Origin of the sequence: Pseudoalteromonas sp. NZS127_1 (assembly GCF_015864295.1) — a bacterium.
In the GTDB taxonomy this organism is placed as follows: Bacteria; Pseudomonadota; Gammaproteobacteria; order Enterobacterales; family Alteromonadaceae; genus Pseudoalteromonas; species Pseudoalteromonas arctica.
This window is the reverse complement of the sequence record NZ_JADYXO010000001.1, coordinates 521,109-546,575: the sequence shown is the minus strand read 5'-3', so window position 1 is coordinate 546,575 and position 25,467 is coordinate 521,109. Positions and strand designations below refer to the sequence as shown.

Genomic DNA, 25,467 nt, shown 5'->3' with positions numbered 1-25,467 from the left:
AGTTTTCTCATAGTGAGAAGCTCTAATCGGTTATCTAAACAAAGCTTTATATAGGGCGGGTTAAGAAAACTATCAGCAATAATACCTTTTTATAACAAGCTAGGTAAAATATTTAGTGTCTAGGTAAACATCTCTGATAATACTTGCAATTAACTTTTATCAATTTGTAACCGTTTTTAGAAAAAAAAATGCTGATCTTTAGTAAAAAATCAAATATAGTTTGTTTACTGTTAACAATATTTGATTTGTGAGATTAAAACTATGAACAAAAACATATCTCGTCGTTCAGTCCTCAAAATGCTAGCTGCTGGTGTTGCTGCTACAGGAATTTCTGGTTGCACTAGCAGTTTTGGGACAGTGGCTTCAACAACTACCCGCGGTACTAAATCTCATCATGATAATTGGTATAAAACGTATGATAGAGTATGGCTTGGAAAACAATATTGGGCTAATCCAATGGAGGATTGGCGCGTAGTTAATGGTGCTGCTGAATGTAGAAGTAGAGGTGGTAATCGTAGTGTTCATTCACTCACTCACCAAATAGCGCATCTTGACCAAGCTTTTACAATGTCGGTGCAAGTGTCTCGCTTAGAGCAAAACAGCAACGATGGTGGCGCGGGTATTCGTCTTGGTGCTAAAAGTGAATTAAATGAATACCGTAGTAATTGTTTTGTCCAGCAGGGTTATGACCTTGGTATTAAAAACAACGATTTATTGTTAGGCAATAACACCGTGCCTATATCGATTCCGATAGAGGATCAAGCTGTTACTTTAACGCTGACTGGAACACCTCAATCAGGTGCCATGGCTTTAGAGTTAACGGCTAGTTTAACGTCGTCAGGAAAAGTGATAGGTACTCTCACTCATTTGGCTGCAGCCACTGAATTATTAGGCAATGTGGCGTTGGTGAGTAACTTTTCGATTCCATCCGTCACATATGAAAATGCACCTGAAGACAAGTTGGGCGCACGATATAAATTTAGTAATTGGACCATGCAAGGTGAAGCATTTTCAGTAATAGATGAACAAGCGTTTGGTCCGATACTTTGGACTATGTATTCGTTAAACGATACATTGAGTGATGAAGGCTTTGTGATGAAGTTAAGTGCTTACACAGGGCCTATAGGTGAGCAAGATAATCAGCAAATAGAACTACAAATACAGCGTGATGATCAGTGGCTCGCTATTGATTCGCAAGTCATAGACCATGATGGCTGGTTGGCGACCTTTCGTATTGCTAATTGGGATGAAACACTCGATACGCCTTTTCGGGTTGTATACCGTGAAAAACACACAGATGGTACACAAACCCCAGATATATATTCAGGGATTATAAAAGCGAACCCAGCGAGTGAAAAATTACGAATGGCCGCGCTCACGTGTCAAAATGATTATGGTTTTCCGTACCAACCGGTTGCTCAAAATGTCGAAAAACTAAACCCCGATTTGGTGTTCTTTTCTGGTGATCAAATTTATGAAAGTCATGGCGGATTTGGTGTAATTCGTACTCCAGATAATTTAGCGATTTTAAATTACTTACGCAAATTCTATCAGTTTGGCTTGGCTTTCAAAGAGGTAATGCGTAATCAACCGACAATTTGTTTGCCCGATGATCATGATGTACTCCAAGGTAATTTGTGGGGGGAAGGTGGTGCAAGGATGGAAAACATTTCCAAAGACCCTTCAGCAAGTGCATTAGGTGGTTATATTGATTCTGCACGCGTGGTAAATATGATACATAAAACCACTCTCAACCATAATCCAGATCCTTATGATCCAACGCCAACTAATGGTATTAGCTCGTATTATGGCACTATGCTATATGGCGGTGTCGGTTTTGCGATTCTTGCCGACAGACAATGGAAAAGTGGCCCAGAGCGTATTAATGTTGCGGTTGGCGAAACGGGACAAGATGAAGACCCACTTTTTTATAATCCTATATTCAATCCCCCCGGCTTAGACCTGTTAGGAAACCGCCAAGAGAACTTTCTTATAAAGTGGGGTAATGATTGGCGTGGACATAAATTAAAAGCGGTATTAAGTCAAACGGTGTTTGCTGCTATTTCTACTCATCAGCCCTTGCCTGATCGCTTCTTGAAATATGATTTTGATTCGAGTGGTTGGCCTGCATCTGCACGTAACCGTGCAATTGACGCAATGCGTGACTCTATGGCGTTACATATTTGTGGAGATACCCATTTAGGTTCTTTATCGCAATATGGCGTAAACCAGCAAAGAGATAGCAATTGGGCTTTTTGTACGCCAGCTATTTCTGCCGGTTGGCCAAGATGGTGGAAACCTGATTCGATGAGCATGCCTTACCAAAACCGGCCAGCACACGGCCTTGGCGAAACTGGCGAATATAATGACACTTTCGGTAATAAGATTTATGTCTATGCGGTAGGAAATCCACAGGTTGGTAAATCCAGTAATCGTTATGTAAAGGCACATGAGAAAGGGAGTGGTTTTGGCTTTATTACATTTGATTCTGAAAAGCTGACATACACAATGGAAGCATATAAGTTTTTAATAGATATAGCCGATGGTAAAGCAAGTAATCAGTATCCAGGATGGCCAGTAACTATTCATCAACAAGAGAATAAAGGCAAAAATATATTAAGTTAACTTATATGTATTAGTTCAGACAATATCTGACAATTCAACTTGAAAAAAGTGAGAGTTACCCGTTTTGATAAAGGTGTCGAATCTTTAAATCAAAACAAACAAAAAGGTAACTCTCATGTTGCATACTAACAACCCAACCATAAAACACAAAGCTGGTTTACTTAACCTTGCTGAAGAACTAGGCAATGTATCAAGAGCCTGTAAAGTCATGGGCGTATCACGAGATACATTTTATCGTTATCAAGAACTCTTTAATGAGGGGGGATTGATGCGTTAATCGAAAAGAACCACCGTACACTAAATATAAAGAATCGCGTTGACGAAGAAACAGAGCAAGCCGTCATTAAATATGCAGTTGACTATCCTGCTCACGGCCATCATAGAAGCAGCAATGAGCTTCGTAAATTAGGCGTGTTTTTTTCAGGTAGTGGTGTTCGTTCAATTGTTAGCTATACGCTTAAGGAAGAACTATAAAAAGATCTGGACGAATGGATGGATTACTACAACAATGATCGGACTCATCAAGGGAAAGTATGTTGCGGTCGAACACCACTTAAAACATTACTGGATGGAAAAACGGTTTGGGCAGAAAATAATTTAGCTCAAATCTAAACTAACAGTCATCATTAGAAAAATGGGTAACTGTCAGATCAAGCCTGAGCTAGTACATATTAAACAGGACTTACTTAAATTCTCCCACTTTTATTAGTGAGTCTACCTTAACATTAGTGAGCGTTTTTTGGCTGCCATCTCGCCATGTAATTACAACTGATGAAAGCGTATCAGCTTGTGCTAATCCAAAATGCACAATATTAAGTAAGCTTTGCGAGTGAGATGCGCTTTGCGAACCAATAACTTGATATTGAGCTGCACTTGGCGTTTTAATTTGTACTTTTGCACCATACGGATCAATACCACTTTTTGAGTAGCCAACTCTTATAAGGGTATAATGAGCGTCGCTTAACTCAGTGGTATTTTTATACAAATGCCACTGGCCGTTATCTGTATCTCCGCTGAGTAGGTCCAATTTACCATCTTGGTCATAATCAAAGGCAGCCCCCATATCACCATGAGAATCTTGGCCTATTTCAGTATTGGCATTATGTACTGTTGTTGCTTCAAACTTGTAATCGCCTTGATTTATTAAGAGTACATCAGAAATACGCTCTTTTAACTTACCAAAGCGATAAACCATAAAGTCTATTTTAGTGTCATTATTAAAATCTCCTGGTACAACACCCCAGTTATTACTGTTTGTTAATGCTGGTAATTTAGATGAAATATCAACTAGCTTACCGTTATCGTTACGTAGTAATACATCGGTAAGGACTTGATTTTGTGGCTGCCAATCACTTTGATATTCAGCTACATTTTTGAACGATGCACGTATATCCCATGCAAGGTTATCTGTAAGTACCCATTCAACACGCCATTTATTATTACCTAAATAACCAATGTACCAGCCGGTTTTATCAAGCTTAGTTGGAAAACCGAGCGCTTTTTGTTGGCTAATAGTTGTATTTTTATTAGGTGTATTAATTAATTTTTTTTGCTCTCCGATATATACATCCATTTGGCTTAATAGTTTGGCACGTGGGAAGTGATAAAAGTCACTTAATATAAGGCTTCCTGAGTTTGTGTTGTCTGTAATGAGTGTTATACCGTCGTGACTCTTGTTACCTTCATCGCGCAAATCTAACCGCTTATTTTCTTTGTTATACGAGATACTATTATTAGCTATTTGGTAATTTGGTTTACCGCGAGCTAGGTAGTAATCCATATCACCATCGTTATCAATATCAGCTTGAGCAATAACTAACGTGTTTTTATATTCTTTGTTATTTGTAATAACGTTGTTAGTTTCATCAGTAAATGAAAAGTCGTTATTTCCTTTGTATATACTTAAATTATTATAAGCATCGAAGCCAAAAATATCGAGTATGTTGTCGTTATTATAATCGGTTAATAATACGCGCTCGGCTTTTATATTTTCAAAAGAAGGTGAGGGGTGATGAGCAAATTTTCCGTTACCAATATTTTCAAAAATTATATTACGTGGCGAGTTTTCGAGAATTAATTTCTCGGCGTTTATCTGTATAAAGTCCAGATCGCCATCGCCATCTACATCAATCCAACGCACAGAGCGCCCGCGAGCTCCCATTTTAGATAAGCCAGCTTCAACAGTTTTATCTTCAAATTTGCCATTATTGTTTTTAAGTAATCGTTGTGGTTTAGGTTTGGTGCCATTTCCGCCACCTAGGGCAATAAGTACGTCGAGATCGCCATCGTTGTCGTAATCACCGGCCGACATCCCATGAAGATCTGCTCGTGGAAAAATATTATCTTGTAGTGTGTATGTATTATCGCCATTTGCCATAAACAACCGAATAGGAGTGGTGTCGTGATTTGTTAGTAGTAGGTCATAGTGACCATCACTGTTTATATCTGCAATGGTAGGGCCGCCATACTTCCAATTTTTTTGTGTTATTAAACCTGCTTGTTCAGATACGTCAGAAAAGACTACGTTGTTATTTGTTTTACTACTGGGCGTGTGTGTTTGTATGTTTTGACTGCATCCCGCTAAGTTTAGAGCGCTGATAATCACTACGCTAAGCGCAGATTTTTTGTTTTTAATCATTATTGTCCCTCTTTACACTGTGTTAATTGTTGACAATATATGTTGATATTAAAACATACAAGTAAATTTTAATAACTATTCTTAATGCTTTTTAACGTATTGGCTTTTGCGCTCTAAAGTTATATTAAATTTTGATAGTGGCTTTACAAACAACATACCTAGGTGTAGATTGTTAACAATAAACCATATCAAGGTATGATAGTTCACTTTGATATTCCTCGTTTCGGCATTGTTTTAATGATGCTTTACTTGGTTACTATTTAATTAAACATTCTTGAAGGTATAAAAATATGCAAGCTGCACAATATATAGGTAACAAGTCATTTAACATTGTTGAAGGCACATCTATTAAACCTAAAGCGGGTGAGATTAGATTGAGTGTTGGATACGTTGGTATTTGCGGTACAGATATGCACATATACCACGGCGTAATGGATCAACGAGTGTCTATTCCGCAAACAATTGGCCATGAAATATCAGGTGTTGTTGCAGAAATAGGTGAAGGCGTTGAAGGCTTTGCTGTAGGCGAAAACGTGGTAGTACGTCCATTAGATTGGTGTGGCGATTGTCCTACGTGTAATGCAGGGCATACGCATATTTGTCAAAACTTAAAGTTTATGGGAATAGATACGCCAGGTGCTTTTCAGTCAAGCTGGACAGTTAAAGCGCGTACTTTGCATAAATTACCAGCAGGCGTTGATTTAAAACAAGGCGCATTAATAGAGCCGTTATCGGTTGCGTGCCATGATGTACGACGCTCGCGCTTACAAGCGGGTGAGAAAGTGGTTGTACTTGGTGGCGGGCCAATTGGGCAATTAGTTGCTGCGGTTGCTAAAAGTGTTGGTGCAGAAGTGCTCGTGTCTGAGCCTAACGAAAGCCGCCGTGCTTTTGCCAATGAGCTAGGTGTTAAATCGGTTAATCCCATTGAAGAAGATTTAGCTGCCTATGTAGATAGCTGGACGCAAACAAAAGGTGCAGATGTTGTATTTGAAGTATCAGGCGTAAAACCCGCAATAGAGGCTATGACCGAAATATCAGGGCGTCGGGGTCGTATAGTCATGGTGGCTATTCACAGTGTTAAACCTGAAATCGATTTATTTCAATTCTTTTGGAAAGAGTTGGAGTTATTAGGTGCGCGCGTATACGAAGCGGCAGATTTTGATTGGGCAATAGAGTTAATTTCATCGGGCCAAATAGATCTTAAACCTTTTATTAGTTCGGTTAGTTCGTTAACTGATATTGGTAGTGCATTTTCGAGTATGGATGGAAATCCAGAAGGCATGAAAGCGCTTGTTGAATGTAATCCACAATAATAAAAATTATAAAGGTATTAAAATGAATAATATGTTAGAAAAATTTAGCTTAGAAGGCAAAGTAGCCCTTGTTACAGGTTGTAAGCGCGGTATTGGTAAAGGTATTGCACTAGGTTTAGCACAGGCTGGCGCTGATATTATTGGTGTGTCTGCAAGCTTAGAGCTTGAAGGCTCAGAAGTAGAAAAAGAAGTTAAAGCCCTTGGCCGAAACTTTAAAGCCTATCAATGTGACTTTGGTGATCGTGATGCGCTTTATTCTTTTATTAATGATGTTAAAAGCGATTTTCCTAAAATTGATATTTTAGTCAATAATGCAGGTACAATCTTACGTGCACCAGCGGCTGAGCATGGAGATGATTTATGGGATAAAGTGATTGAAGTTAACTTAAATGCTCAATTTATTTTAAGCCGCGAAATAGGCAAACAAATGATAGAGCATGGCGAGGGTAAAGTTATTTTCACGGCTTCTTTGCTCACTTTTCAAGGTGGTATTACAGTACCAGGTTACGCAGCTAGTAAAGGTGCTATTGGGCAATTGGTTATGGCGCTTTCTAACGAATGGGCAGGTAAAGGCATTAATGTAAATGCCATTGCGCCAGGTTACATTGATACCGATAACACTGAAGCATTACGCAATGACAAAGAGCGTAATGCAGCCATCTTAGCGCGCATTCCACAAGGTCGATGGGGAAATCCTGAAGACTTTAAAGGGCCCGCAGTGTTCTTGGCTTCTGAGGCTGCTAGTTATGTAAACGGCGCTATTTTATTGGTTGATGGCGGATGGATGGGGAGATAGTTCAATGAACTTCCATAATAATGTAAATTTTATAAACGGTGAATATGTTGCGTCTAAAGCGAGCGGCATCATTGAAATACTAAGCCCCTCTACGGGTAAAAAAATTGGTGAAATACCAAAAGGCTGTATAGAAGATGCGCAGTATGCACTTGAGTCAGCGAATGTAGGCCAGAAAAAGTGGGCTAAATTGACAGCTCGCACACGTCAAAATATATTGCGCGTGTTTGCTAATAAAATTCGTGAAAATAAAGATATTCTTGCACCAATGCTTGTTGCAGAGCAAGGTAAATTGCTATCAGTTGCACAAATGGAAGTCGACGTAACAGCGACTTTTATTGACTATGCATGCGACCATGCACTTACTATTGAAGGCGATATTTTACCTTCAGATAACGAAGATGAAAAAATATACATTCATAAAGTGCCACGTGGCGTAGTTGTTGGTATTACTGCGTGGAATTTTCCGCTGGCATTGGCTGGTCGTAAAATTGGACCTGCGTTGATTACAGGTAACTCTATTGTATTAAAACCTACCCAAGAAACACCTTTAGCAACCACCGAGCTGGGTCGTTTAGCAAACGAAGCGGGGATTCCTGCTGGCGTGCTAAACGTTATTAATGGATCAGGTTCTGTTGTTGGCCAAGCATTGTGTGAAAGCCCAATTACTAAAATGATCACCATGACAGGCTCTACTGCTGCAGGTAAGCAAATTTATAAAACTAGCGCAGAATACATGACGCCTGTAATGCTTGAACTTGGCGGTAAAGCCCCGATGGTTGTTATGGCAGATGCCGACCTTGATGAGGCTGTTGAAGGTGCGCTTTGGGGTCGCTTTGCTAACTGCGGGCAAGTATGTACCTGTGTTGAGCGTTTATATGTTCAAGAGTCTGTGTACGATGCATTTATGGCTAAATTTATACCAGCAGTAAAAGCACTTCGTGTTGGGGATCCTATGAACCCAGATACACAAATGGGGCCTAAATGTAATCAACGTGAAATAGACAACATTGATCACATTGTTCAACAAAGTATTAAGCAAGGTGCAAGCATTGCCACTGGTGGTAAAGTTGCGTCTGTTGAGGGTTTCGAAGGTGGTTGTTGGTACGAACCAACGTTACTTGTAGACGTTAAGCAAGATAACATTGCAGTACACGAAGAAACTTTTGGCCCAGTACTCCCTATTGTAAAAGTTAAAGATATGGAACAAGCAATACAGTACTGTAACGACAGTATTTATGGCTTAAGCGCCTATATATTCACTCAAAACTTTTTTGATATTAATAAAGCTATTAACGAATTAGAAGTGGGTGAAGTTTATGTTAACCGTGGTATGGGTGAGCAGCATCAAGGTTTTCATAATGGCTGGAAACAAAGTGGTTTTGGCGGTGAAGACGGTAAGTTTGGTTTAGAGCAATATCTAGAAAAGAAAACCGTTTACTTAAAAGAAAAATAATATAATTAAACAACAATCTCCCTGGGTCGTTGATTTATAAATAACAAAGCCGATAATAAATTATCGGCTTTTTATTTTATTCATAAATTATTTTAAATTTATGCTTATGTCACCATTAGGCTTGCAGCAGCACAGGAGTATTTCGCCTTCGCGCACAAACGCCAGTGGCTCTTCGTTATACTCGACGTTACCTGAAACTAACGTTGCTCTACAGGCGCCGCAGTAACCTTCGCGGCATTGGAATGCAACGTCTATTTTCATGGATTCTAAGCACTGTAAAACAGAAAGGCAGCCAGTGGTAAATTCTATACACTGGCTGTTTTCTGCAAGCGTTATGCTTGCAGCAGACTTGTCACTCATTATAAATCAAAGTCACCAAATTCAGAGGCATCTACTTGCGAGTCGATTTGACCAACAAGGTATGAGCTAATTTCAGCTTCTTGTGGTGCTACTTGCACGTTATCAGACACTAACCATGAATTGATCCATGGAATAGGGTTACTGTTATTTTCAAACTGTGCTGGTAAGCCAATAGCGGTCATACGTGCGTTAGTAATGTACTCAACGTACTGACATAAAATATGCTTGTTTAGACCAATCATAGAACCATCTTTAAATAGGTACTCTGCCCATTCTTTTTCTTGCTCTGCGGCTTCTACAAACATTTTAATAGCTTCGTCGCGGCACTGAGCTGCAACAATTGCCATTTCTGGGTCGTCTTTACCGTCTTGCATAATATTTAAAATATGCTGAGTACCCGAAAGATGAAGTGCTTCATCACGCGCAATAAGCTTAATGATTTTAGCGTTACCTTCCATTAATTCACGCTCAGCAAACGCAAACGAACACGCAAAGCTTACATAAAAACGAATGGCTTCAAGAATATTTACCGACATCATGGCAAGGTAAAGTTTCTTTTTAAGTTCGAACAAATTAACGATCACTGTTTTGCCGTTAATTTCGTGTTTGCCTTCACCGTAAAGGTTGTAAAGCGATACTGAATTAATTAAGTCATCGTAGTATGTGGTTACAGCATCGGCGCGTTCGCTTATTTTATCGTTGCTAACTATGTCATCAAAAATAAGTTCAGGGGCTTGTGTAACATTACGAATAATATGCGTGTACGAGCGGCTGTGAATCGTTTCACTAAATGCCCACGTTTCTATCCATGTTTCAAGCTCTGGTAACGATACAATAGGAAGTAGGGCAACGTTAGGTGAACGACCTTGTACGCTATCAAGCAAAGTTTGATATTTTAAGTTACTTAAAAATATATGCTTTTCGTGATCGGGTAATGCTTGAAAGTCTAAACGGTCTTTGCTTACATCTACTTCTTCAGGACGCCAAAAGAAAGACAGTTGCTTTTCGATTAACTTTTCAAAAATTGGGTATTTTTGTTGGTCATAACGAGATACGTTAACAGTTTGGCCAAAAAACATTGGCTCTAGCATTTGGTTATTATGGTTTCGGCTAAATGTAGTATAAGACATGTTTATCACTCAAAAAACTATCAGAAAAAGCGGGCTAAATGCCCGCTTAAAATAAAAATTAATAACTATATTTTACACGCGCCGCCTTCACAATCATCATCTTCCACTTCTGGAGTATCTTCTTGCATATCTGAGGCACCATCGCGAGTGTTGTGGTAGTACAAGGTTTTAACACCCAGTTTGTACGCAGTTAGTAAGTCTTTTAATAAGACTTGCATAGGTACTTTACCGCCTTCGAATTTATTTGGATCATAATTTGTGTTTGCCGATATAGTTTGGTCAACAAATTTCTGCATTATGCCCACAAGTTGTAGGTAACCATCGTTTGATGGAATATCCCATAATAACTCGTAGTTATTCTTTAAACGTTCGTACTCAGGCACTACTTGTTTCAAAATACCGTCTTTACTTGCTTTAACGCTAATGTGACCACGTGGTGGCTCAATACCATTTGTTGCGTTAGAGATTTGCGACGATGTTTCTGAAGGCATTAACGCACTTAGTGTTGAGTTACGCATGCCGTGCTCTTTAATGCTGGCACGTAATGTATCCCAATCAAGGTGAAGTGGTTCATCACAAATTTTATCTAAGTCACGTTTGTACGTATCTGTTGGCATAATGCCCTGTGAATACGTTGTTTCGTTAAACTTAGGACAGGCACCACGCTCTTTAGCAAGCTCGTTTGATGCTTTCATTAGGTAGTATTGAATCGCTTCAAACGTTTTGTGAGTCAGTGCATTTGCGCTGCCATCTGAGTAACGCTTACCGTTTTTAGCTAAGTAGTATGCGTAGTTAATTACGCCTATGCCTAGTGTACGACGACCCATAGTCGCATTTTTTGCAGCCGGTACAGGGTAGTCTTGGAAATCAAGTAAGTTATCAAGTGCGCGCACTGCAAGTTCAGCTAGCTCTTCAAGCTCATCTAGTGATTCAATGGCGCCTAAGTTAAACGCAGACAGTGTACAAAGGGCAATTTCGCCTTCTTCGTCGTTTACGTTGCTTAGTGGCTTAGTTGGCAATGCAATTTCTAAACATAAGTTAGATTGGCGAATAGGCGCAACTTTAGCAATGAACGGGCTGTGTGTATTACAGTGGTCCACATTTTGTAAATAAATACGACCTGTACTTGCACGCTCTTGTGCAAACATAGAGAAAAGCTCAATGGCTTTAATACGCTTTTTACGAATAGATTCGTCTTGCTCATATTTTACGTAAAGCGCATCAAACTCTTCTTGGTCTTCAAAAAATGCATCGTAAAGGCCTGGCACGTCTGATGGGCTAAATAACGTAATGTAATCGTCTTTAATTAAACGAGAGTACATTAATTTATTAAACTGTACGCCGTAATCAAGGTGGCGAACACGGTTGTCATCTACACCACGGTTATTTTTAAGCACAAGTAGGTTTTCTACTTCTAGGTGCCAAAGCGGGTAGAATAATGTTGCTGCGCCGCCACGTACACCACCTTGTGAACAGCTTTTAACAGCTGTTTGAAAGTGCTTATAAAAAGGAATACAACCTGTGTGGTACGCTTCGCCATTACGGATGTGGCTACCTAACGCACGAATACGACCTGCGTTAATACCAATGCCCGCACGTTGTGATACGTATTTAACAATCGCAGACGATGTAGCATTAATTGAATCAAGGCTGTCGCCACACTCAATTAATACACATGAGCTAAACTGGCGAGTAGGCGTACGTACACCTGCCATAATAGGCGTAGGTAATGATATTTTAAATAACGAGACTGCATCATAAAAACGCTTAATGTAAGAAACGCGTGTTTCACGTGGGTAGTCAGAGAATAAGCTTGCCGCGACTAAAATATATAAAAACTGTGCACTTTCGTAAATCTCACCCGATACACGGTTTTGAACGAGATACTTACCTTCAAGCTGTTTTACAGCCGCGTAGCTAAAGTTAAGATCGCGAGAATGATCAAGGTATGCATCAAGCTCGTCTAATTCTTGCTCTGTGTAATCTACTAATAAGTGAGCATCGTAGCGTTTATCGCCAACCATTTTTGTTACGTGGTCAAATAAACGTGGTGGCTCAAATTGACCGTACGCTTTTTTACGTAAATGGAATACAGCTAAACGTGCAGCTAAGTATTGATAATCAGGCGATTCTTTTGAAATCTGATCCGCTGCTGCTTTAATGATGGTTTCGTGAATGTCTTTAGTACGAATACCGTCGTAAAACTGAATGTGCGATTTTAATTCAACTTGCGAAACCGAAACGTTGCTTAAACCTTCGGCGGCCCATTCAATAACGCGATGGATCTTATCCAGATCAAGAGGCTCTTTGCGCCCATCACGTTTGCTTACAGATAACTGTTGGTTCATAGATTTGCCTGTATTCCTTGGGAATTATGTATTTTGACCAATGTTTATGCCTCGCCGAAGCAAGGTAGATACTCGTTTTGTATAAATTTAATTAAATTGGAGAATTTAATTGAATAACATTTGGCCACAATATCTGGTGCTGTTCAATTTAATGATCACAAGATAGTGTGGTCTGAGTTGTTTTGCAAGAGGTAGAATTGTGTCTATTATCTGATAATGAGGAGATATAGCCTTTGTGTTAGTAGACACTCACCTTCGAACAATCATTTAAGATGAAATATGCAAAAATCAACTAATGATCTACTAAATTTGCGTATTTTAAAAATAAATTTTGACTGCTTTTTTTATCATCAGGCTTTGCGTGAAAATTGACTCAATCACAATATATAGTGTTTATTAATTAACATAGCACTATATATGGTTGAAACCATCAATTGGGCTTTGCCAGTTAAAATCAGCATTCCAGCTGTTGGCTTCATCAATACTTGGGATGTAACCCCAAAGTGCCGTTGCGGTATGCATACCTGCCGCTTTGCCTGCTTGTATGTCACGCTGTGCATCACCAATGTATAAACAACGGCTTGGTTCTACCTGCATAAGCTTTGCACAATGTAGCAGTGGTAAAGGTGATGGCTTAGCTTCAGCTAATGTGTCGCCACTTATTACTACACTGGCATTTTTTAATGCGGGAATAGCTGCCACTAAAAGATCGGTTAAAAACCCTGGTTTATTAGTCATGATCCCCCATTTGATCTTTTTCTGATCAAGTGCGATAAGTAACGATTCAACTCCGCTGAAGCAACGTGTGTGATTTGCTATGTTTGTGGCGTACTCGTCAACTAATTGCTTTATAAGCTCGCTTTGGGGTTGTTTAGCCCATAATTCTTTAAAACCAGCCTCTAATAATGCGCCTGCGCCGTTAGATGCGGCAGGACGGTATATATCACTACTAACAGGTTCTATTTTATTGCTAATAAGAACTGCGTTTAAAGCGGCACCTAAATCATCAGCGGTGTCGAGTAGGGTGCCGTCTAAATCAAATAAAAATGCATCGTATTCAATAAGGGGTAGGGGGGCTTGAGAGCTAGCCATTAAGCTAACTTCTCAAAATAAAGTATGTAATTTACGCTAACGTCACTATTGAGCGTATATTGCTTTGATAGTGGGTTATAAGAAAGCCCTGTACTTGCACGAACTTTTAAACCGGCTTGCTCTGCCCATGCAATAAGCTGTGCAGGCTTTATAAACTTTTTATGGTCGTGTGTACCTTCAGGCACCATTTTTAAGAGTTTTTCAGCGCCAACAATAGCGTATAAGTATGCTTTAGGTGTTTTGTTCAGGGTTGAAAAAAACACGTCTGCGCCTGGTTTGGCAAGTGCGGCTACGGCATGAATGATAGATGCTGGGTCGGGAACGTGCTCAAGCATTTCCATACACGTTATTACATCAAAGCGCTCAGGGTACTGTGTTGCAAACTCTTCTGCAGGCACTTTTATATAATCTACATTTATTCCAGTTTCTAAACTGTGCAACTTAGCAACAGTTAAAGGTTCTTGGCCCATATCGATGCCAGTTACTTTTGCACCCATACGCGCCATGCTTTGGCTTAAAATACCGCCGCCACAGCCAACGTCGAGTGTTTCTTTATCGAATAAGCCTTGCGTTTTGTTTGCTATAAAGTCTAAACGTAACGGGTTAATTTCGTGAAGAGGTTTGAATTCTCCGTCTAGGTCCCACCAACGCTCTGCGATGGCTTCAAATTTTGCTATTTCTGCGTGATCTACATTTTGATGTTCGGTCATAAAATACTTCCTCGTCAATCTGAGGCCATTATATAGGGCTAAATTGATAAATCGCAAAGTTTTGCGCCTGTAAATTGAAATTAATTGTGATAGCATGGCTGTTAGTAATAATAACAAATACTCTTAATACCCAATACCGGGTTGTTGAGAGCTGATACTGAAGGAATGTGATATCAAATGACTGATCTCGCCAATGAAATTCTGCCAGTCAATATTGAAGACGAGTTAAAAAACTCCTACTTAGATTACGCAATGAGCGTAATAGTAGGACGTGCATTACCAGACGTACGTGACGGTTTAAAACCTGTTCACCGCCGCGTTTTGTTTGCAATGAACGAGCTTAGTAATGACTGGAACAAGCCTTACAAAAAATCGGCCCGTGTGGTCGGTGACGTAATCGGTAAATACCACCCACACGGCGACAGTGCAGTTTATGACACGATAGTTCGTATGGCTCAGCCATTCTCACTACGTTATATGCTTGTAGATGGCCAAGGTAACTTCGGTTCGGTTGATGGTGATTCAGCAGCGGCAATGCGTTATACAGAAGTACGTATGGCAAAAATGTCGCATGAGTTATTAGCCGATCTTGAAAAAGAAACGGTTGATTTCGTTCCTAACTACGATGGCACAGAGTTCATCCCTGATGTTTTACCAACGAAAGTTCCTAATTTATTAGTGAATGGTTCGTCGGGTATTGCAGTAGGCATGGCTACAAACATTCCACCACATAACTTAACTGAAGTTGTGAACGGGTGTTTGGCACTTATTCAAAATCCTGATTTAACTATTTTAGAGTTAATGGATTATATCCCTGGTCCTGATTTCCCAACGGCTGCAATTATCAACGGTAAGAAGGGCATCGAACAAGCCTACTTAACTGGCCGTGGTAAAGTGTACATGCGTGCACGCGCCGACGTCGAAACCGATGAAAAAACAGGCCGTGAAACAATCATCGTTCACGAAATTCCTTATCAAGTTAACAAAGCTCGCCTAATTGAAAAAATTGCTGAGCTGGTTAAAGATAAGAAAATTGAAGGTATTAGCGCGCTACGAGATGAATCAGATAAAGACGGTATGCGTATCGTTATTGAAATTAAACGTGGTGACGTAGGCGAAGTTATTCTAAATAACTTATATTCACAAACTCAGTTACAAACTGTGTTTGGTATGAATATGGTTGCTTTAATTAATAACCAACCTAAGTGTTTTAATTTAAAAGAAATGCTTGAAGAGTTTATTATTCACCGTCGTGAAGTAGTAACTCGTCGTACCGTATTTGATTTACGCAAAGCTCGCGACCGTGCTCACACGCTAGAAGGCTTAGCGATTGCACTTGCAAACATTGACCCAATTATCGAGCTTATTCGTAAATCTCCTACACCTGCTGAAGCTAAGATTGCTTTAACAGCACGTCCGTGGGAACTAGGTCATGTACAAGGCATGCTTGAAAAAGCAGGCGAAGATAATGTTGCCCGCCCAGACTGGCTTGCTGATGATTTAGGTATTCGTGATGGTCAATATTATATTTCTGAGCAACAAGCTCAAGCAATATTAGATTTACGTTTACACAAGTTGACTGGTCTTGAACACGAAAAGATTATAAGTGAATACCAAACCTTATTAGATTTAATTGCTGATCTTTTATATATTTTGGCTACGCCTGAGCGTTTAATGGAAGTTATTCGTGACGAACTAGTAGAAATTAAAGAGCAATATGGCGATGAGCGTCGTACAGAAATTAACGCCGCAGCTCACGATATAAGCTTAGAAGATTTAATTACTGAAGAAAACGTTGTAGTAACGCTTTCTCACGAAGGTTATGTGAAGTATCAGGCATTGTCTGATTACGAAGCGCAGCGTCGTGGTGGTAAAGGTAAGTCAGCAACGAAGATGAAAGATGAAGATTTCATCGAGCGTCTGTTAGTTGCAAATACACACGATACTATATTGTGTTTCTCTACGGCCGGTCGTTTATATTGGCTTAAAGTGTATCAGTTACCATTAGCAAGTCGTGCAGCGCGCGGTAAGCCAATCGTTAACTTGTTACCACTTGAAGCTGATGAGCGCATTACTGCTATATTGCCAGTACGCGAGTACGCAGAAGATAAATATATCTTTATGGCAACTGCATTCGGTACAGTTAAGAAAACACCATTAACGGCTTATAGTCGTCAACGTGCAAGCGGTATTATTGCTGTTAACTTAAATGATGGCGATAGCTTGATTGGTGTTGATATTACCGATGGTAGCAACGAAATTATGTTGTTCACTGATGCAGGTAAAGTTGTACGCTTCAAAGAAGCTGAAGAAACTACCGTTGTTGATGAAAACGGTAACCCAGTATTAGACGAAGAAGGTAACCCTGAGATTCGCTTCAAAGGTGTTCGCCCAATGGGTCGTACTGCTACAGGTGTTCGTGGTATTAAAATGCCAGACGAGCAACGTGTTGTCTCGTTAATTGTTCCAAAAACTGACGGTGCTATTTTAACGGTAACTGAAAATGGTTACGGTAAGCGTACACAGCTTGAAGATTACCCATCTAAGAGTCGTGCAACACAAGGTGTTGTATCAATCAAGGTGAGTGAACGCAACGGTGCTGTTGTTGGTGCTGTTCAAGTTGACGACAACGATGAAATAATGATTATTTCTAATCGTGGTACCTTAGTACGAACTCGCGTTAATGAAGTTTCTACGGTTGGACGTAACACGCAAGGTGTTATTTTGATCAGAACTATTGACGGAGAGCAAGTAGTTGGTTTACAACGTATAGAAGAGATTGAAGTTACAGAAAGTGACTTAATTGATATCGATGACGTTGAAACAGTTGATACGGTTATTGAAGAAGTAGTGGATGACAATCCTCCTTCTGAATAATTGAAATTGAAAAAGCGGCTAAGGCCGCTTTTTTTAATCTTGTTGAAAAAAATTAATAGGGTGTGAAATTATATTCATTCATTAAAGGTTTAGTGAGTTGGTATTATACGTTCATGCTTAGTAGTTAAATTACTGGAATGAGGCAAAGGTAATGAGTAAATATAATTTTTGTGCGGGACCGGCTATGCTTCCGCAAGCGGTGATGAAAAAAGCGCAAAAAGAGTTCCTAGATTGGCAAGATCTAGGTGTTTCTGTGATGGAAATAAGCCATCGTAGTAAAGAGTTTTTAGCGCTTACTGCAAAATGTGAAGCCAGCCTTCGCCGCCTAATGAATATTAGTGATGAGTTTGAAGTGCTGTTTATGCATGGTGGCGGTCGTGGTCAATTTAGTGCCGTGCCTTTAAATTTACACCAAGAAGGTAAAACAGCTTTTTATTGCGAAAATGGCGTATGGTCAAAAAGCGCGAGAGATGAAGCGAGTAAATTCACTCAAACGACTTTTACCGATATACGTAATGATGCTGATGGCGAGTTTTCTATTAAAGCGGTAGCTGACTGGGATTTACCAGCAGATGCAGCGTACATCCACTATTGCCCTAACGAAACCGTTGATGGCTTAGAGATTTTTGATGTACCTAGCCACCCAACAGCACCAATTGTTGCCGATATGTCGTCAACTATTTTATCGCGCGAAATAGACGTTAATAAATTTGATTTAATTTATGCCGGCGCACAAAAGAATATTGGTCCATCGGGTATATCAATCGTTATTGTGCGTAAAACATTATTAGAGCGTGAAGGCTTACCAAAACCTGGTATTTTAGATTACGCACTTGAAGCAAAACAGGGCAGTATGTTTAATACCCCACCTACCTTTGCTTGGTATTTAGCGGCTGAAGTATTTGAATGGCTTGAAAGCAATGGTGGTGTAAAAACCATGGAAGCACAAAATATTGCTAAAGCTGATTTACTGTATGATTTTATCGATAACTCTGATTTTTATTCAAATATTGTTGCTAAGCATTGTCGCTCACGTATGAATGTTCCTTTTTGGTTGAATGATGAAAGCTTAAATAGCAAATTTGTTGCTCAATCTAACGAAGCGGGTTTACTTGCTTTGGAAGGTCACCGAATAGTGGGCGGTATGCGCGCCAGTATTTATAACGCAATGCCACTTGAAGGTGTTCAAGCACTAGTTGACTTTATGGCTGCCTTTGCAAAGGAAAATAGCTAATGGAGCAACTTCGTTTAGAGCCTATTTCTCGTGTAAATGGCACAGTTACCTTACCTGGGTCAAAAAGCTTATCAAACCGTATTTTATTATTAGCAGCGCTTGCTAGTGGTACAACTGTTGTAGAGAACTTACTTGATAGTGATGATATTCGTCATATGTTGGGTGCTCTGAAGCTTTTAGGTGTAAATGTAACACTTAATGAAGAACGCACTGTAGCCACTGTAGAGGGGGTTGGTGGTGTGTTTAAAACTCCGAGCGAACCATTATTTTTAGGTAATGCAGGTACTGCATACCGACCTCTAACCGCTGTACTTGCTGCTGTAAGTGGTGAGTACGAGCTAATAGGCGAGCCGCGTATGGAAGAGCGCCCAATAGGGCACTTAGTTGATGCTCTACAAACGCTGGGTGGCGATGTTACCTATACAAAACATAAAGATTATCCACCTTTAAAAATCGTAGGCGGCCAAATCAACGGCGGTGAAGTTGAAATTGACGGCAGTATTTCAAGTCAATTTTTAACGGCTCTATTAATGGCAGCGCCATTATTTAGCGGTGATACAACGATAACTATTAAAGGTACTTTAGTATCTAAACCTTATATTGATATTACGCTTGATGTAATGGCACGTTTTGGTGTTAGTGTTGAACACAATGATTATGCAACTTTTAAAGTTAAAGGTGGTCAACAGTATCAATCACTCGATCGAATTATGGTTGAAGGCGATGCATCTTCTGCTTCTTACTTTGTTGCTGCGGCTGCAATTGCTGGCGGCGAGATTGAAATTAAAGGCGTGGGTGCTAAATCAGTTCAAGGTGATATAGGCTTTGCTAAAGTAATGGAGCAAGTAGGCGCAAAAATCGATTGGTATGATGAGCGTTTAGTTGTTCGCAAAGGCGAATTAAAAGGCGTAGATATTGACGCTAATGCAATTCCTGATGCTGCTATGACCCTTGCAACTGTTGCTCTTTTCGCTAAAGGCCCAACTGCCATTCGTAACATTTATAACTGGCGAGTAAAAGAAACAGACCGTTTATATGCGATGGCAACTGAGCTTAGAAAAGTAGGTGCAGAAGTGGTAGAAGGGCATGACTTTATAGAAATTACACCGCCTAAACACTTCAACGATGTAGCAATAGACACTTACGACGATCACCGTATAGCCATGTGTTTTGCAATGGTTGCCGTTGGTGGAAAGCCAATAACGATTAATGATCCAAAGTGTACCTATAAAACATTTCCTACATTTTTCAATGTTTTAGCATCAGTAAGTGAATAAGCTAATTAGAAGTAATTACAAAAGTTACACACTAATAGCAGATATATTTTAATAACTGACGTATAATGTCGCGGTTTATTTAGGTGTGCATTGCAGGAGGTTTTAAATGCAGGCGTTATTAATGCCCGTGATCACCGTTGATGGCCCAAGTGGTTCAGGTAAAGGAACTGTTTGTCGCTTGTTAGCCGACAAGTTAGGGTGGGATGTATTAGATAGCGGTGCGATTTATCGCGTTTTATCTTTAGCTGCACTTCATCACCAAATTGCATTAGACAATGAAGAAGGGCTTGTCCCTCTTGCTGCAAATTTAGATGTGCAGTTTTTGGTAGATAGCCAAACTAATGCAGGAAAAGTTATTTTAGAAGGCGAAGATGTAACTACTACTATTCGTAATGAAGAAGTAGGCGCTGCAGCATCAAAAGTTGCAGCATTACCTCGCGTTCGTGAAGCGTTATTACGTCGCCAGCGTGCATTTCGCACTGAAAACGGCTTAATTGCCGATGGCCGTGATATGGGCACTGTGGTTTTTCAAGATGCGCCGTTAAAAATATATTTAACAGCAAGTGCAGAAGAGCGTGCTCGTAGACGCTTTGTTGAGTTGAATACGCGCGGTCTTGATGTTACACTAAGTGGTCTATTACAGGACATTCAAGCTCGTGACGAGCGCGATATGAATCGTGCCGTTGCTCCGCTTGTACCTGCAGATGATGCTATTGAGCTTGATACTAGCGAGCTCAATGCACAGCAAGTGTTTGATAAGGTAATAACTTTATTGGATATTGCAATCTCTGAAGGTAAGCTTCCTAAACGAAGCTAAACACATTTTATGCGCCAGCAGGATGCCAGTGCTATTTTAACAACCCCATGCAGCATGGTTGCTTATTGGTATTAATATATGAGACGTATATTCGTATGTCAGAAAATTTTGCGCAGTTATTTGAAGAAAGCTTAAAGGGTTTTGAAGCAGAGCAAGGCTCTATCGTTAAAGGTACAGTAATCTCTATCGAGAATAACATTGTACTTGTAGATGCTGGTCTTAAATCAGAAAGTGCTATCCCTGCAGAGCAGTTCAAAAATGCTGCTGGTGAACTTGAAGTTGCTGTAGGCGACGAAGTAGATGTTGCACTAGATGCAATTGAAGACGGTTTCGGTGAAACTATTCTTTCTCGTGAGAAAGCTAAGCGTCACGAAGCATGGATCCGTCTTGAGAAAGCATGTGAAGAGCAAGAGACTGTTACTGGTGTTATCAACGGTAAAGTTAAAGGCGGTTTCACAGTTGAAGTTGATTCAATCCGTGCTTTCCTACCTGGTTCACTTGTTGATGTTCGTCCAGTACGTGACACAACTCACCTTGAAGGCAAAGAGCTTGAATTTAAAGTAATCAAGCTTGACCAAAAACGTAACAACGTTGTTGTTTCACGTCGTGCAGTTATCGAATCTGAAAACTCACAAGAACGTGAAGAGCTTCTTGCTAACCTTGTTGAAGGCCAAGAAGTTAAAGGTATCGTTAAGAACCTTACTGACTACGGTGCATTCGTTGACCTTGGTGGTGTTGATGGTCTACTACACATTACTGATATGGCTTGGAAGCGTGTTAAGCACCCTTCAGAAATCGTTAATGTTGGCGACGAAATCGCAGTTAAAGTTCTAAAATTCGACAAAGATAAAACTCGTGTATCTCTAGGCCTTAAACAGCTTGGTGAAGATCCATGGGCAGCTATCGCTGGTCGTTACCCAGAAGGTTCTAAACTTTCTGGTCGTGTTACTAACCTTACAGATTACGGCTGTTTCGTGGAAATCGAAGAAGGCGTTGAAGGTTTAGTACACGTTTCTGAAATGGATTGGACTAACAAAAACATCCATCCTTCAAAAGTTGTTAGCTTAGGCGACACTGTTGAAGTTATGGTTTTAGAAATTGACGAAGAACGTCGTCGTATTTCTCTTGGTCTTAAGCAATGTATTGCTAATCCTTGGCAGGAATTTGCTCGTCTACAAAACAAAGGCGATCAAGTTACTGGTAAGATCAAATCAATCACTGACTTCGGTATCTTTATCGGTCTTGACGGTGGTATTGACGGTCTTGTACACCTTTCAGACATTTCTTGGAATACACCTGGCGAAGAAGCTGTACGTGAATTCAAGAAAGGCGACGAAATCACTGCTATCGTATTGCAAGTTGACCCAGAGCGTGAACGTATCTCTCTAGGTGTTAAGCAAATCGAAGCTGACCCATTCAATAACTACCTTGATGCAAACAAAAAAGGTGCTATTGTTAAAGGTAAAGTGACTGAAGTTGATGCGAAAGGCGCAACTGTTGAACTTATCGAAGGCGTTGAAGGTTACATCCGTGTAGCTGATATCGCTCAAGAACGCGTTGAAGATGCAACTACTGTTGTTTCTGTAGGCGACGAGATTGAAGTTAAATACGTTGGTGTTGATCGTAAGAACCGCACTTTAAGCTTATCTGTAAAAGCTCTTTTCGAAGCAGAAGAGAAAGAAGTACTAGAGAAGCTTAAGAAAGAAGAGCCAGTGTTTGAAAACGCAATGGCAGCTGCTTTCGCAAATGCACAAAAAGACTAATATATAATTAGTTTTTAGTTGGAAGGGCATTTTTTGCCCTTCCTATATCTCTTTTTAAGGAAACGCTATGACTAAGTCAGAACTGATAGAAACACTTGCGGAACAACACGCACACGTTCCAGTGAAAGATGTTGAGAATGCTGTAAAAGAAATTCTTGAACAAATGGCCGGCTCATTATCTACTTCAGATCGTATTGAGATCAGAGGTTTTGGTAGTTTCTCTTTGCATTTCCGCGCTCCTCGCACAGGTCGTAATCCTAAGACTGGCGATACAGTTGAGCTTGAAGGAAAGCATGTACCTCATTTTAAACCAGGCAAAGAATTACGCGACCGCGTAAATGAAAGCATTGCCTAGTTAACTTAGTGGAGTAGTTACTTGTTCAAGGTATTAAAAATTATTCTGGTTGCACTATGCCTTATCAGTGCATTTGTATTAGGGTCACAAAACCCACAGTTAGTACAAATAAATTATATTATAGCCAGTAATACATTACCTTTAGCTGTAATAATAAGTATTTGCTTTTTATTAGGTGTTTTGATTGGTTGTTTTATTAGCTTTAAATTGTTTTCGCAATTAAAGTGGCAAAACTACCGTTTAAAAAAGCAATTAGCGCCTGAAAAAGATAAAAAAAAGCTTGCCGCGAATAAAGACACCTAACTATGATTGAGCTTTTGTTTTTACTATTACCTGTTGCCGCCGGTTACGGTTGGATTATGGGTAAAAACAGTGCTAAAAACCAAGCTCATCAACTTAATCGTCAGATCACTTCTGAATACAGCAAAGGCTTAAAGTTTCTACTCGACAGAGAAGAAGATCAAGGCTTAGAGCATTTAATTAACTTACTTGAAGTGTCAGCCGACTCGGTTGAACACTATTCTACACTTGCCGCTATGTTTCGTCGTAGAGGTGAATTAGACCGCGCAATAAAAATTCATGAACTTTTATTAAAACACCCAAGCTTAAATGAACAACAAGCTGCAACAAGCCGTTTAGAACTTGCCGAAGATTACATAATGGCTGGGCTACTAGACAGTGCGGAAGAGCACTTAGTTTGGTTAGTTAAAGCAGGGCATGTAGAAGCGCTAGATCCTATTATTACTTTATACTCGCAAACCCGTGAATGGGAGAAAGGCATCAACATGTTTGAAGCCCATAGCGAGCTATTTTCAAAAGAACAACAATTTAAAGCGATTGCTAATTTTTATTGTGAGTCGGCTTTAAGTGACAGTACCCCCCAACTAATGAGAAAAGCGATTAGCTTAAATTATAAAGCTGTGCGTCCCCTGTACGAATTAGGTTTAGTTGCTTACGCAAAAGAAGATTACGTTAAAGCTATTTATTACTGGCGTGAACTTGTTACTCAATTCACTTTGTTTGCGCCTTTATTTATTGATGAGCTTGCCCACAGTTATAAACAATTAAATTTAACGCATCAATTTCATGAATTAGTCAGTGATTTATTAGAAAAGGGCGGTGTATTAATTAAAATAAAACATTGCCAAGCCTTACTTGAACAAGGGCATACAAAACAAGCCTTTGAATTTTTAACTGATAGCTTAAAACGTCAACCTACTATTCGTGGTTTCAGTTTTTTACTGCAATTGATGGGCGATCAAAATAAAAATACCAAAGAAGTACTTAACGAAATTGATAAACTTGTAACCTCTTATATTGCTACAAAGCCTGACTTTCAATGTCAGCATTGTGGTTTTACAAGTTACACAATATATTGGAATTGCCCCTCTTGTAAGCATTGGGAAACCATTGTTCCAAGTCGAGGCTTAGACGGATTTTAATAACCCCATATTAATAATTTTACTGCCATACATTAGGATAGTCATGTCTTTCGAACACTCAAAAAAAATTCTTATAGCATTAGATTACGATGATCAAGAAGTTGCCTTAAACTTTGTTAAACAACTTTCTCCTAATACATGTCGTCTTAAAGTCGGCAAAGAGATGTTTACTTATTTTGGACCTACATTTGTTAAAGAGTTAATTGATTTAGGTTTTGATGTTTTTTTAGATTTAAAATTTCATGACATTCCTAATACAGTAGCTAAAGCGGTTACTGCCGCTGCGAAAATGGGTGTATGGATGGTTAATGTACATGCATCTGGTGGCTTTGAAATGATGAGTAAAGCTAAGTCTGCTCTTGAGCAATTTGGTGACAAAGCGCCACTACTTATTGCTGTTACTGTATTAACCAGCATGGATGAGACAGAACTTAAGCGTTTGGGTGTTGATAAATCAGCTCAAGAACAAGTTATATATTTAGCTAAGCTTGCAAAGGAAGCAGGGCTTGATGGCGTTGTGTGTTCTGCGCAAGAAGCTAAAGCATTAAAAGCAGAGTTAGGTGAGAACTTTAAACTTGTAACACCAGGTATACGTCCTGAAGGCAGTGATGCTGGCGATCAAAAGCGTATTATGACTCCTAAGCAAGCAATAGATGCAGGAAGTGATTATTTAGTAATAGGCCGACCTATTACTCAGGCGGATGATCCCGTAAAAGTTCTTAGTGATGTTAATAGTTCTATAGTATAAATTAACAAAAAGCAGCAATATAGTGCTAATAACCCTTACCTAATGTGTTTTTTATGTTACATTATTAGAATGAAGATGAAGTAGGGGTTTGTTTTGAAGTTATTATTTGGTTCATTAATAATTATTGTTGCGGGATTTAGCGTAAATAAATATGTTTTTTCTAACAAAGCATATGACGGTGTAACAACCGTTACAGATATAATTCAAACATATCCAATCAATATGTTTGATTTTAAAAAAACAATGCAAGATTATGCTCATCACCTGTGTTACAAAAATGAAGATACACTCATATCTCAGCATGTAAGTGTGAGTGAATGCATATCGAAACTTGATGATAAAAAAACAGAATGTGAAAAAAAGGTTTTCCGTTTAGCGCCACTCAATATTGAGTCGAAAGGTGAAGTGCTTGATTACTCTAGGCAATATACGCAATGTACATTGCCTTATAAGTATATTTTAGGTTAATTACCAACAGATATTATTGGT

Annotated in this window: 20 protein-coding genes and 1 pseudogene; 15 read left to right on the top strand and 6 right to left on the bottom strand. The window is 39.5% G+C overall.

Annotation, left to right across the window (positions count from 1 at the left end; translation table 11 throughout):
- Positions 1-261: 261 nt before the first annotated feature.
- Together I6F50_RS02310 and I6F50_RS02305 are read left to right on the top strand one after the other, a co-directional pair.
- Entirely contained in the window at positions 262-2,625 is a 2,364-nt protein-coding gene (locus I6F50_RS02310) for an alkaline phosphatase D family protein (RefSeq protein ID WP_166376310.1), read from the top strand.
- Positions 2,626-2,740: 115 nt separating this feature from the next.
- Positions 2,741-3,237: pseudogene (locus I6F50_RS02305) on the top strand (helix-turn-helix domain-containing protein).
- A 70-nt stretch (positions 3,238-3,307) separates the two neighbouring features.
- Here I6F50_RS02305 and I6F50_RS02300 read toward each other — a convergent pair.
- Complete coding sequence (locus tag I6F50_RS02300; protein WP_197175227.1) at positions 3,308-5,263, bottom strand: CRTAC1 family protein; 1,956 nt, start codon at positions 5,261-5,263, stop codon at positions 3,308-3,310.
- Positions 5,264-5,553: 290 nt separating this feature from the next.
- Here I6F50_RS02300 and I6F50_RS02295 point away from each other — a divergent pair, with 290 nt between their 5' ends.
- The 3 genes from I6F50_RS02295 to aldA are packed head-to-tail and all read left to right on the top strand — an operon-like array spanning position 5,554 to position 8,825.
- Positions 5,554-6,576 carry a zinc-binding dehydrogenase gene (locus I6F50_RS02295; protein ID WP_165727483.1) on the top strand — a complete coding sequence of 341 codons (1,023 nt, stop codon included), beginning with the start codon at positions 5,554-5,556 and terminating at the stop codon, positions 6,574-6,576.
- A 31-nt stretch (positions 6,577-6,607) separates the two neighbouring features.
- Entirely contained in the window at positions 6,608-7,372 is a 765-nt protein-coding gene (locus I6F50_RS02290) for a 2,5-didehydro-3-deoxy-L-galactonate 5-reductase (protein ID WP_033016439.1), read from the top strand.
- A 4-nt stretch (positions 7,373-7,376) separates the two neighbouring features.
- Positions 7,377-8,825 (top strand): aldehyde dehydrogenase, encoded by a 1,449-nt coding sequence (aldA, locus tag I6F50_RS02285; RefSeq protein WP_165741093.1) that lies wholly within the window; start codon positions 7,377-7,379, stop codon positions 8,823-8,825.
- A gap of 87 nt (positions 8,826-8,912) precedes the next feature.
- On the opposite strand, the gene yfaE is transcribed toward aldA, so the two are convergent.
- From yfaE to ubiG, 5 genes are all read right to left on the bottom strand, one after another.
- Entirely contained in the window at positions 8,913-9,185 is a 273-nt protein-coding gene (gene yfaE / locus I6F50_RS02280) for a class I ribonucleotide reductase maintenance protein YfaE (RefSeq protein ID WP_165739718.1), read from the bottom strand.
- Positions 9,185-10,315 (bottom strand): class Ia ribonucleoside-diphosphate reductase subunit beta, encoded by a 1,131-nt coding sequence (nrdB, locus tag I6F50_RS02275; protein WP_165727486.1) that lies wholly within the window; start codon positions 10,313-10,315, stop codon positions 9,185-9,187. The genes yfaE and nrdB overlap by 1 nt, the downstream gene beginning before the upstream one ends.
- 65 nt (positions 10,316-10,380) lie before the next feature.
- On the bottom strand, positions 10,381-12,663 hold the full coding sequence (gene nrdA / locus I6F50_RS02270; protein ID WP_197139696.1) for a class 1a ribonucleoside-diphosphate reductase subunit alpha: 2,283 nt from the start codon (positions 12,661-12,663) through the stop codon (positions 10,381-10,383).
- A gap of 411 nt (positions 12,664-13,074) precedes the next feature.
- A complete protein-coding gene (locus I6F50_RS02265) occupies positions 13,075-13,755 on the bottom strand; it encodes an HAD family hydrolase (protein WP_197175226.1) in 681 nt (226 codons plus the stop codon).
- Entirely contained in the window at positions 13,755-14,465 is a 711-nt protein-coding gene (ubiG, locus tag I6F50_RS02260; protein WP_197175225.1) for a bifunctional 2-polyprenyl-6-hydroxyphenol methylase/3-demethylubiquinol 3-O-methyltransferase UbiG, read from the bottom strand. The genes I6F50_RS02265 and ubiG overlap by 1 nt, the downstream gene beginning before the upstream one ends.
- Positions 14,466-14,642: 177 nt before the next feature.
- Here ubiG and gyrA point away from each other — a divergent pair, with 177 nt between their 5' ends.
- The 10 genes from gyrA (at position 14,643) to I6F50_RS02210 (ending at position 25,446) form a co-directional block, all read left to right on the top strand.
- On the top strand, positions 14,643-17,342 hold the full coding sequence (gene gyrA, locus I6F50_RS02255; RefSeq protein ID WP_197175224.1) for a DNA topoisomerase (ATP-hydrolyzing) subunit A: 2,700 nt from the start codon (positions 14,643-14,645) through the stop codon (positions 17,340-17,342).
- 151 nt (positions 17,343-17,493) lie between these two features.
- Positions 17,494-18,576, top strand: a complete 1,083-nt coding sequence (gene serC / locus I6F50_RS02250; RefSeq protein WP_197175223.1) for a 3-phosphoserine/phosphohydroxythreonine transaminase — start codon at positions 17,494-17,496, stop codon at positions 18,574-18,576.
- Positions 18,576-19,853 (top strand): 3-phosphoshikimate 1-carboxyvinyltransferase, encoded by a 1,278-nt coding sequence (aroA, locus tag I6F50_RS02245; RefSeq protein ID WP_197175221.1) that lies wholly within the window; start codon positions 18,576-18,578, stop codon positions 19,851-19,853. Before serC ends, aroA begins: the two co-directional genes overlap by 1 nt.
- 106 nt (positions 19,854-19,959) lie before the next feature.
- Positions 19,960-20,670 carry a (d)CMP kinase gene (cmk, locus tag I6F50_RS02240; RefSeq protein WP_007583052.1) on the top strand — a complete coding sequence of 237 codons (711 nt, stop codon included), beginning with the start codon at positions 19,960-19,962 and terminating at the stop codon, positions 20,668-20,670.
- Positions 20,671-20,765: 95 nt separating this feature from the next.
- Complete coding sequence (rpsA, locus tag I6F50_RS02235) at positions 20,766-22,433, top strand: 30S ribosomal protein S1 (protein ID WP_002961176.1); 1,668 nt, start codon at positions 20,766-20,768, stop codon at positions 22,431-22,433.
- 67 nt (positions 22,434-22,500) lie between these two features.
- Positions 22,501-22,788, top strand: a complete 288-nt coding sequence (gene ihfB / locus I6F50_RS02230) for an integration host factor subunit beta (RefSeq protein WP_007583054.1) — start codon at positions 22,501-22,503, stop codon at positions 22,786-22,788.
- A 21-nt stretch (positions 22,789-22,809) separates the two neighbouring features.
- A complete protein-coding gene (locus I6F50_RS02225) occupies positions 22,810-23,091 on the top strand; it encodes a lipopolysaccharide assembly protein LapA domain-containing protein (RefSeq protein ID WP_024600249.1) in 282 nt (93 codons plus the stop codon).
- A gap of 2 nt (positions 23,092-23,093) precedes the next feature.
- Entirely contained in the window at positions 23,094-24,230 is a 1,137-nt protein-coding gene (gene lapB, locus I6F50_RS02220) for a lipopolysaccharide assembly protein LapB (protein WP_165727494.1), read from the top strand.
- Between the two features lie 43 nt (positions 24,231-24,273).
- On the top strand, positions 24,274-24,978 hold the full coding sequence (gene pyrF, locus I6F50_RS02215; RefSeq protein WP_165739707.1) for an orotidine-5'-phosphate decarboxylase: 705 nt from the start codon (positions 24,274-24,276) through the stop codon (positions 24,976-24,978).
- Between the two features lie 93 nt (positions 24,979-25,071).
- Positions 25,072-25,446, top strand: coding sequence for a hypothetical protein (locus I6F50_RS02210; RefSeq protein WP_165727496.1), 375 nt, complete (start codon positions 25,072-25,074; stop codon positions 25,444-25,446).
- Positions 25,447-25,467 lie beyond the last annotated feature (21 nt).

What these genes read in the sequence shown, in the direction of transcription:
- I6F50_RS02310 (WP_166376310.1), top strand. Translation starts at nt 262, where the DNA reads ATGAACAAAAACATATCTCGTCGTTCAGTCCTCAAAATGCTAGCTGCT.
- I6F50_RS02300 (WP_197175227.1), bottom strand. Translation starts at nt 5,263, where the DNA reads ATGATTAAAAACAAAAAATCTGCGCTTAGCGTAGTGATTATCAGCGCT.
- I6F50_RS02295 (WP_165727483.1), top strand. Translation starts at nt 5,554, where the DNA reads ATGCAAGCTGCACAATATATAGGTAACAAGTCATTTAACATTGTTGAA.
- I6F50_RS02290 (WP_033016439.1), top strand. Translation starts at nt 6,608, where the DNA reads ATGTTAGAAAAATTTAGCTTAGAAGGCAAAGTAGCCCTTGTTACAGGT.
- aldA (WP_165741093.1), top strand. Translation starts at nt 7,377, where the DNA reads ATGAACTTCCATAATAATGTAAATTTTATAAACGGTGAATATGTTGCG.
- yfaE (WP_165739718.1), bottom strand. Translation starts at nt 9,185, where the DNA reads ATGAGTGACAAGTCTGCTGCAAGCATAACGCTTGCAGAAAACAGCCAG.
- nrdB (WP_165727486.1), bottom strand. Translation starts at nt 10,315, where the DNA reads ATGTCTTATACTACATTTAGCCGAAACCATAATAACCAAATGCTAGAG.
- nrdA (WP_197139696.1), bottom strand. Translation starts at nt 12,663, where the DNA reads ATGAACCAACAGTTATCTGTAAGCAAACGTGATGGGCGCAAAGAGCCT.
- I6F50_RS02265 (WP_197175226.1), bottom strand. Translation starts at nt 13,755, where the DNA reads ATGGCTAGCTCTCAAGCCCCCCTACCCCTTATTGAATACGATGCATTT.
- ubiG (WP_197175225.1), bottom strand. Translation starts at nt 14,465, where the DNA reads ATGACCGAACATCAAAATGTAGATCACGCAGAAATAGCAAAATTTGAA.
- gyrA (WP_197175224.1), top strand. Translation starts at nt 14,643, where the DNA reads ATGACTGATCTCGCCAATGAAATTCTGCCAGTCAATATTGAAGACGAG.
- serC (WP_197175223.1), top strand. Translation starts at nt 17,494, where the DNA reads ATGAGTAAATATAATTTTTGTGCGGGACCGGCTATGCTTCCGCAAGCG.
- aroA (WP_197175221.1), top strand. Translation starts at nt 18,576, where the DNA reads ATGGAGCAACTTCGTTTAGAGCCTATTTCTCGTGTAAATGGCACAGTT.
- cmk (WP_007583052.1), top strand. Translation starts at nt 19,960, where the DNA reads ATGCAGGCGTTATTAATGCCCGTGATCACCGTTGATGGCCCAAGTGGT.
- rpsA (WP_002961176.1), top strand. Translation starts at nt 20,766, where the DNA reads ATGTCAGAAAATTTTGCGCAGTTATTTGAAGAAAGCTTAAAGGGTTTT.
- ihfB (WP_007583054.1), top strand. Translation starts at nt 22,501, where the DNA reads ATGACTAAGTCAGAACTGATAGAAACACTTGCGGAACAACACGCACAC.
- lapB (WP_165727494.1), top strand. Translation starts at nt 23,094, where the DNA reads ATGATTGAGCTTTTGTTTTTACTATTACCTGTTGCCGCCGGTTACGGT.
- pyrF (WP_165739707.1), top strand. Translation starts at nt 24,274, where the DNA reads ATGTCTTTCGAACACTCAAAAAAAATTCTTATAGCATTAGATTACGAT.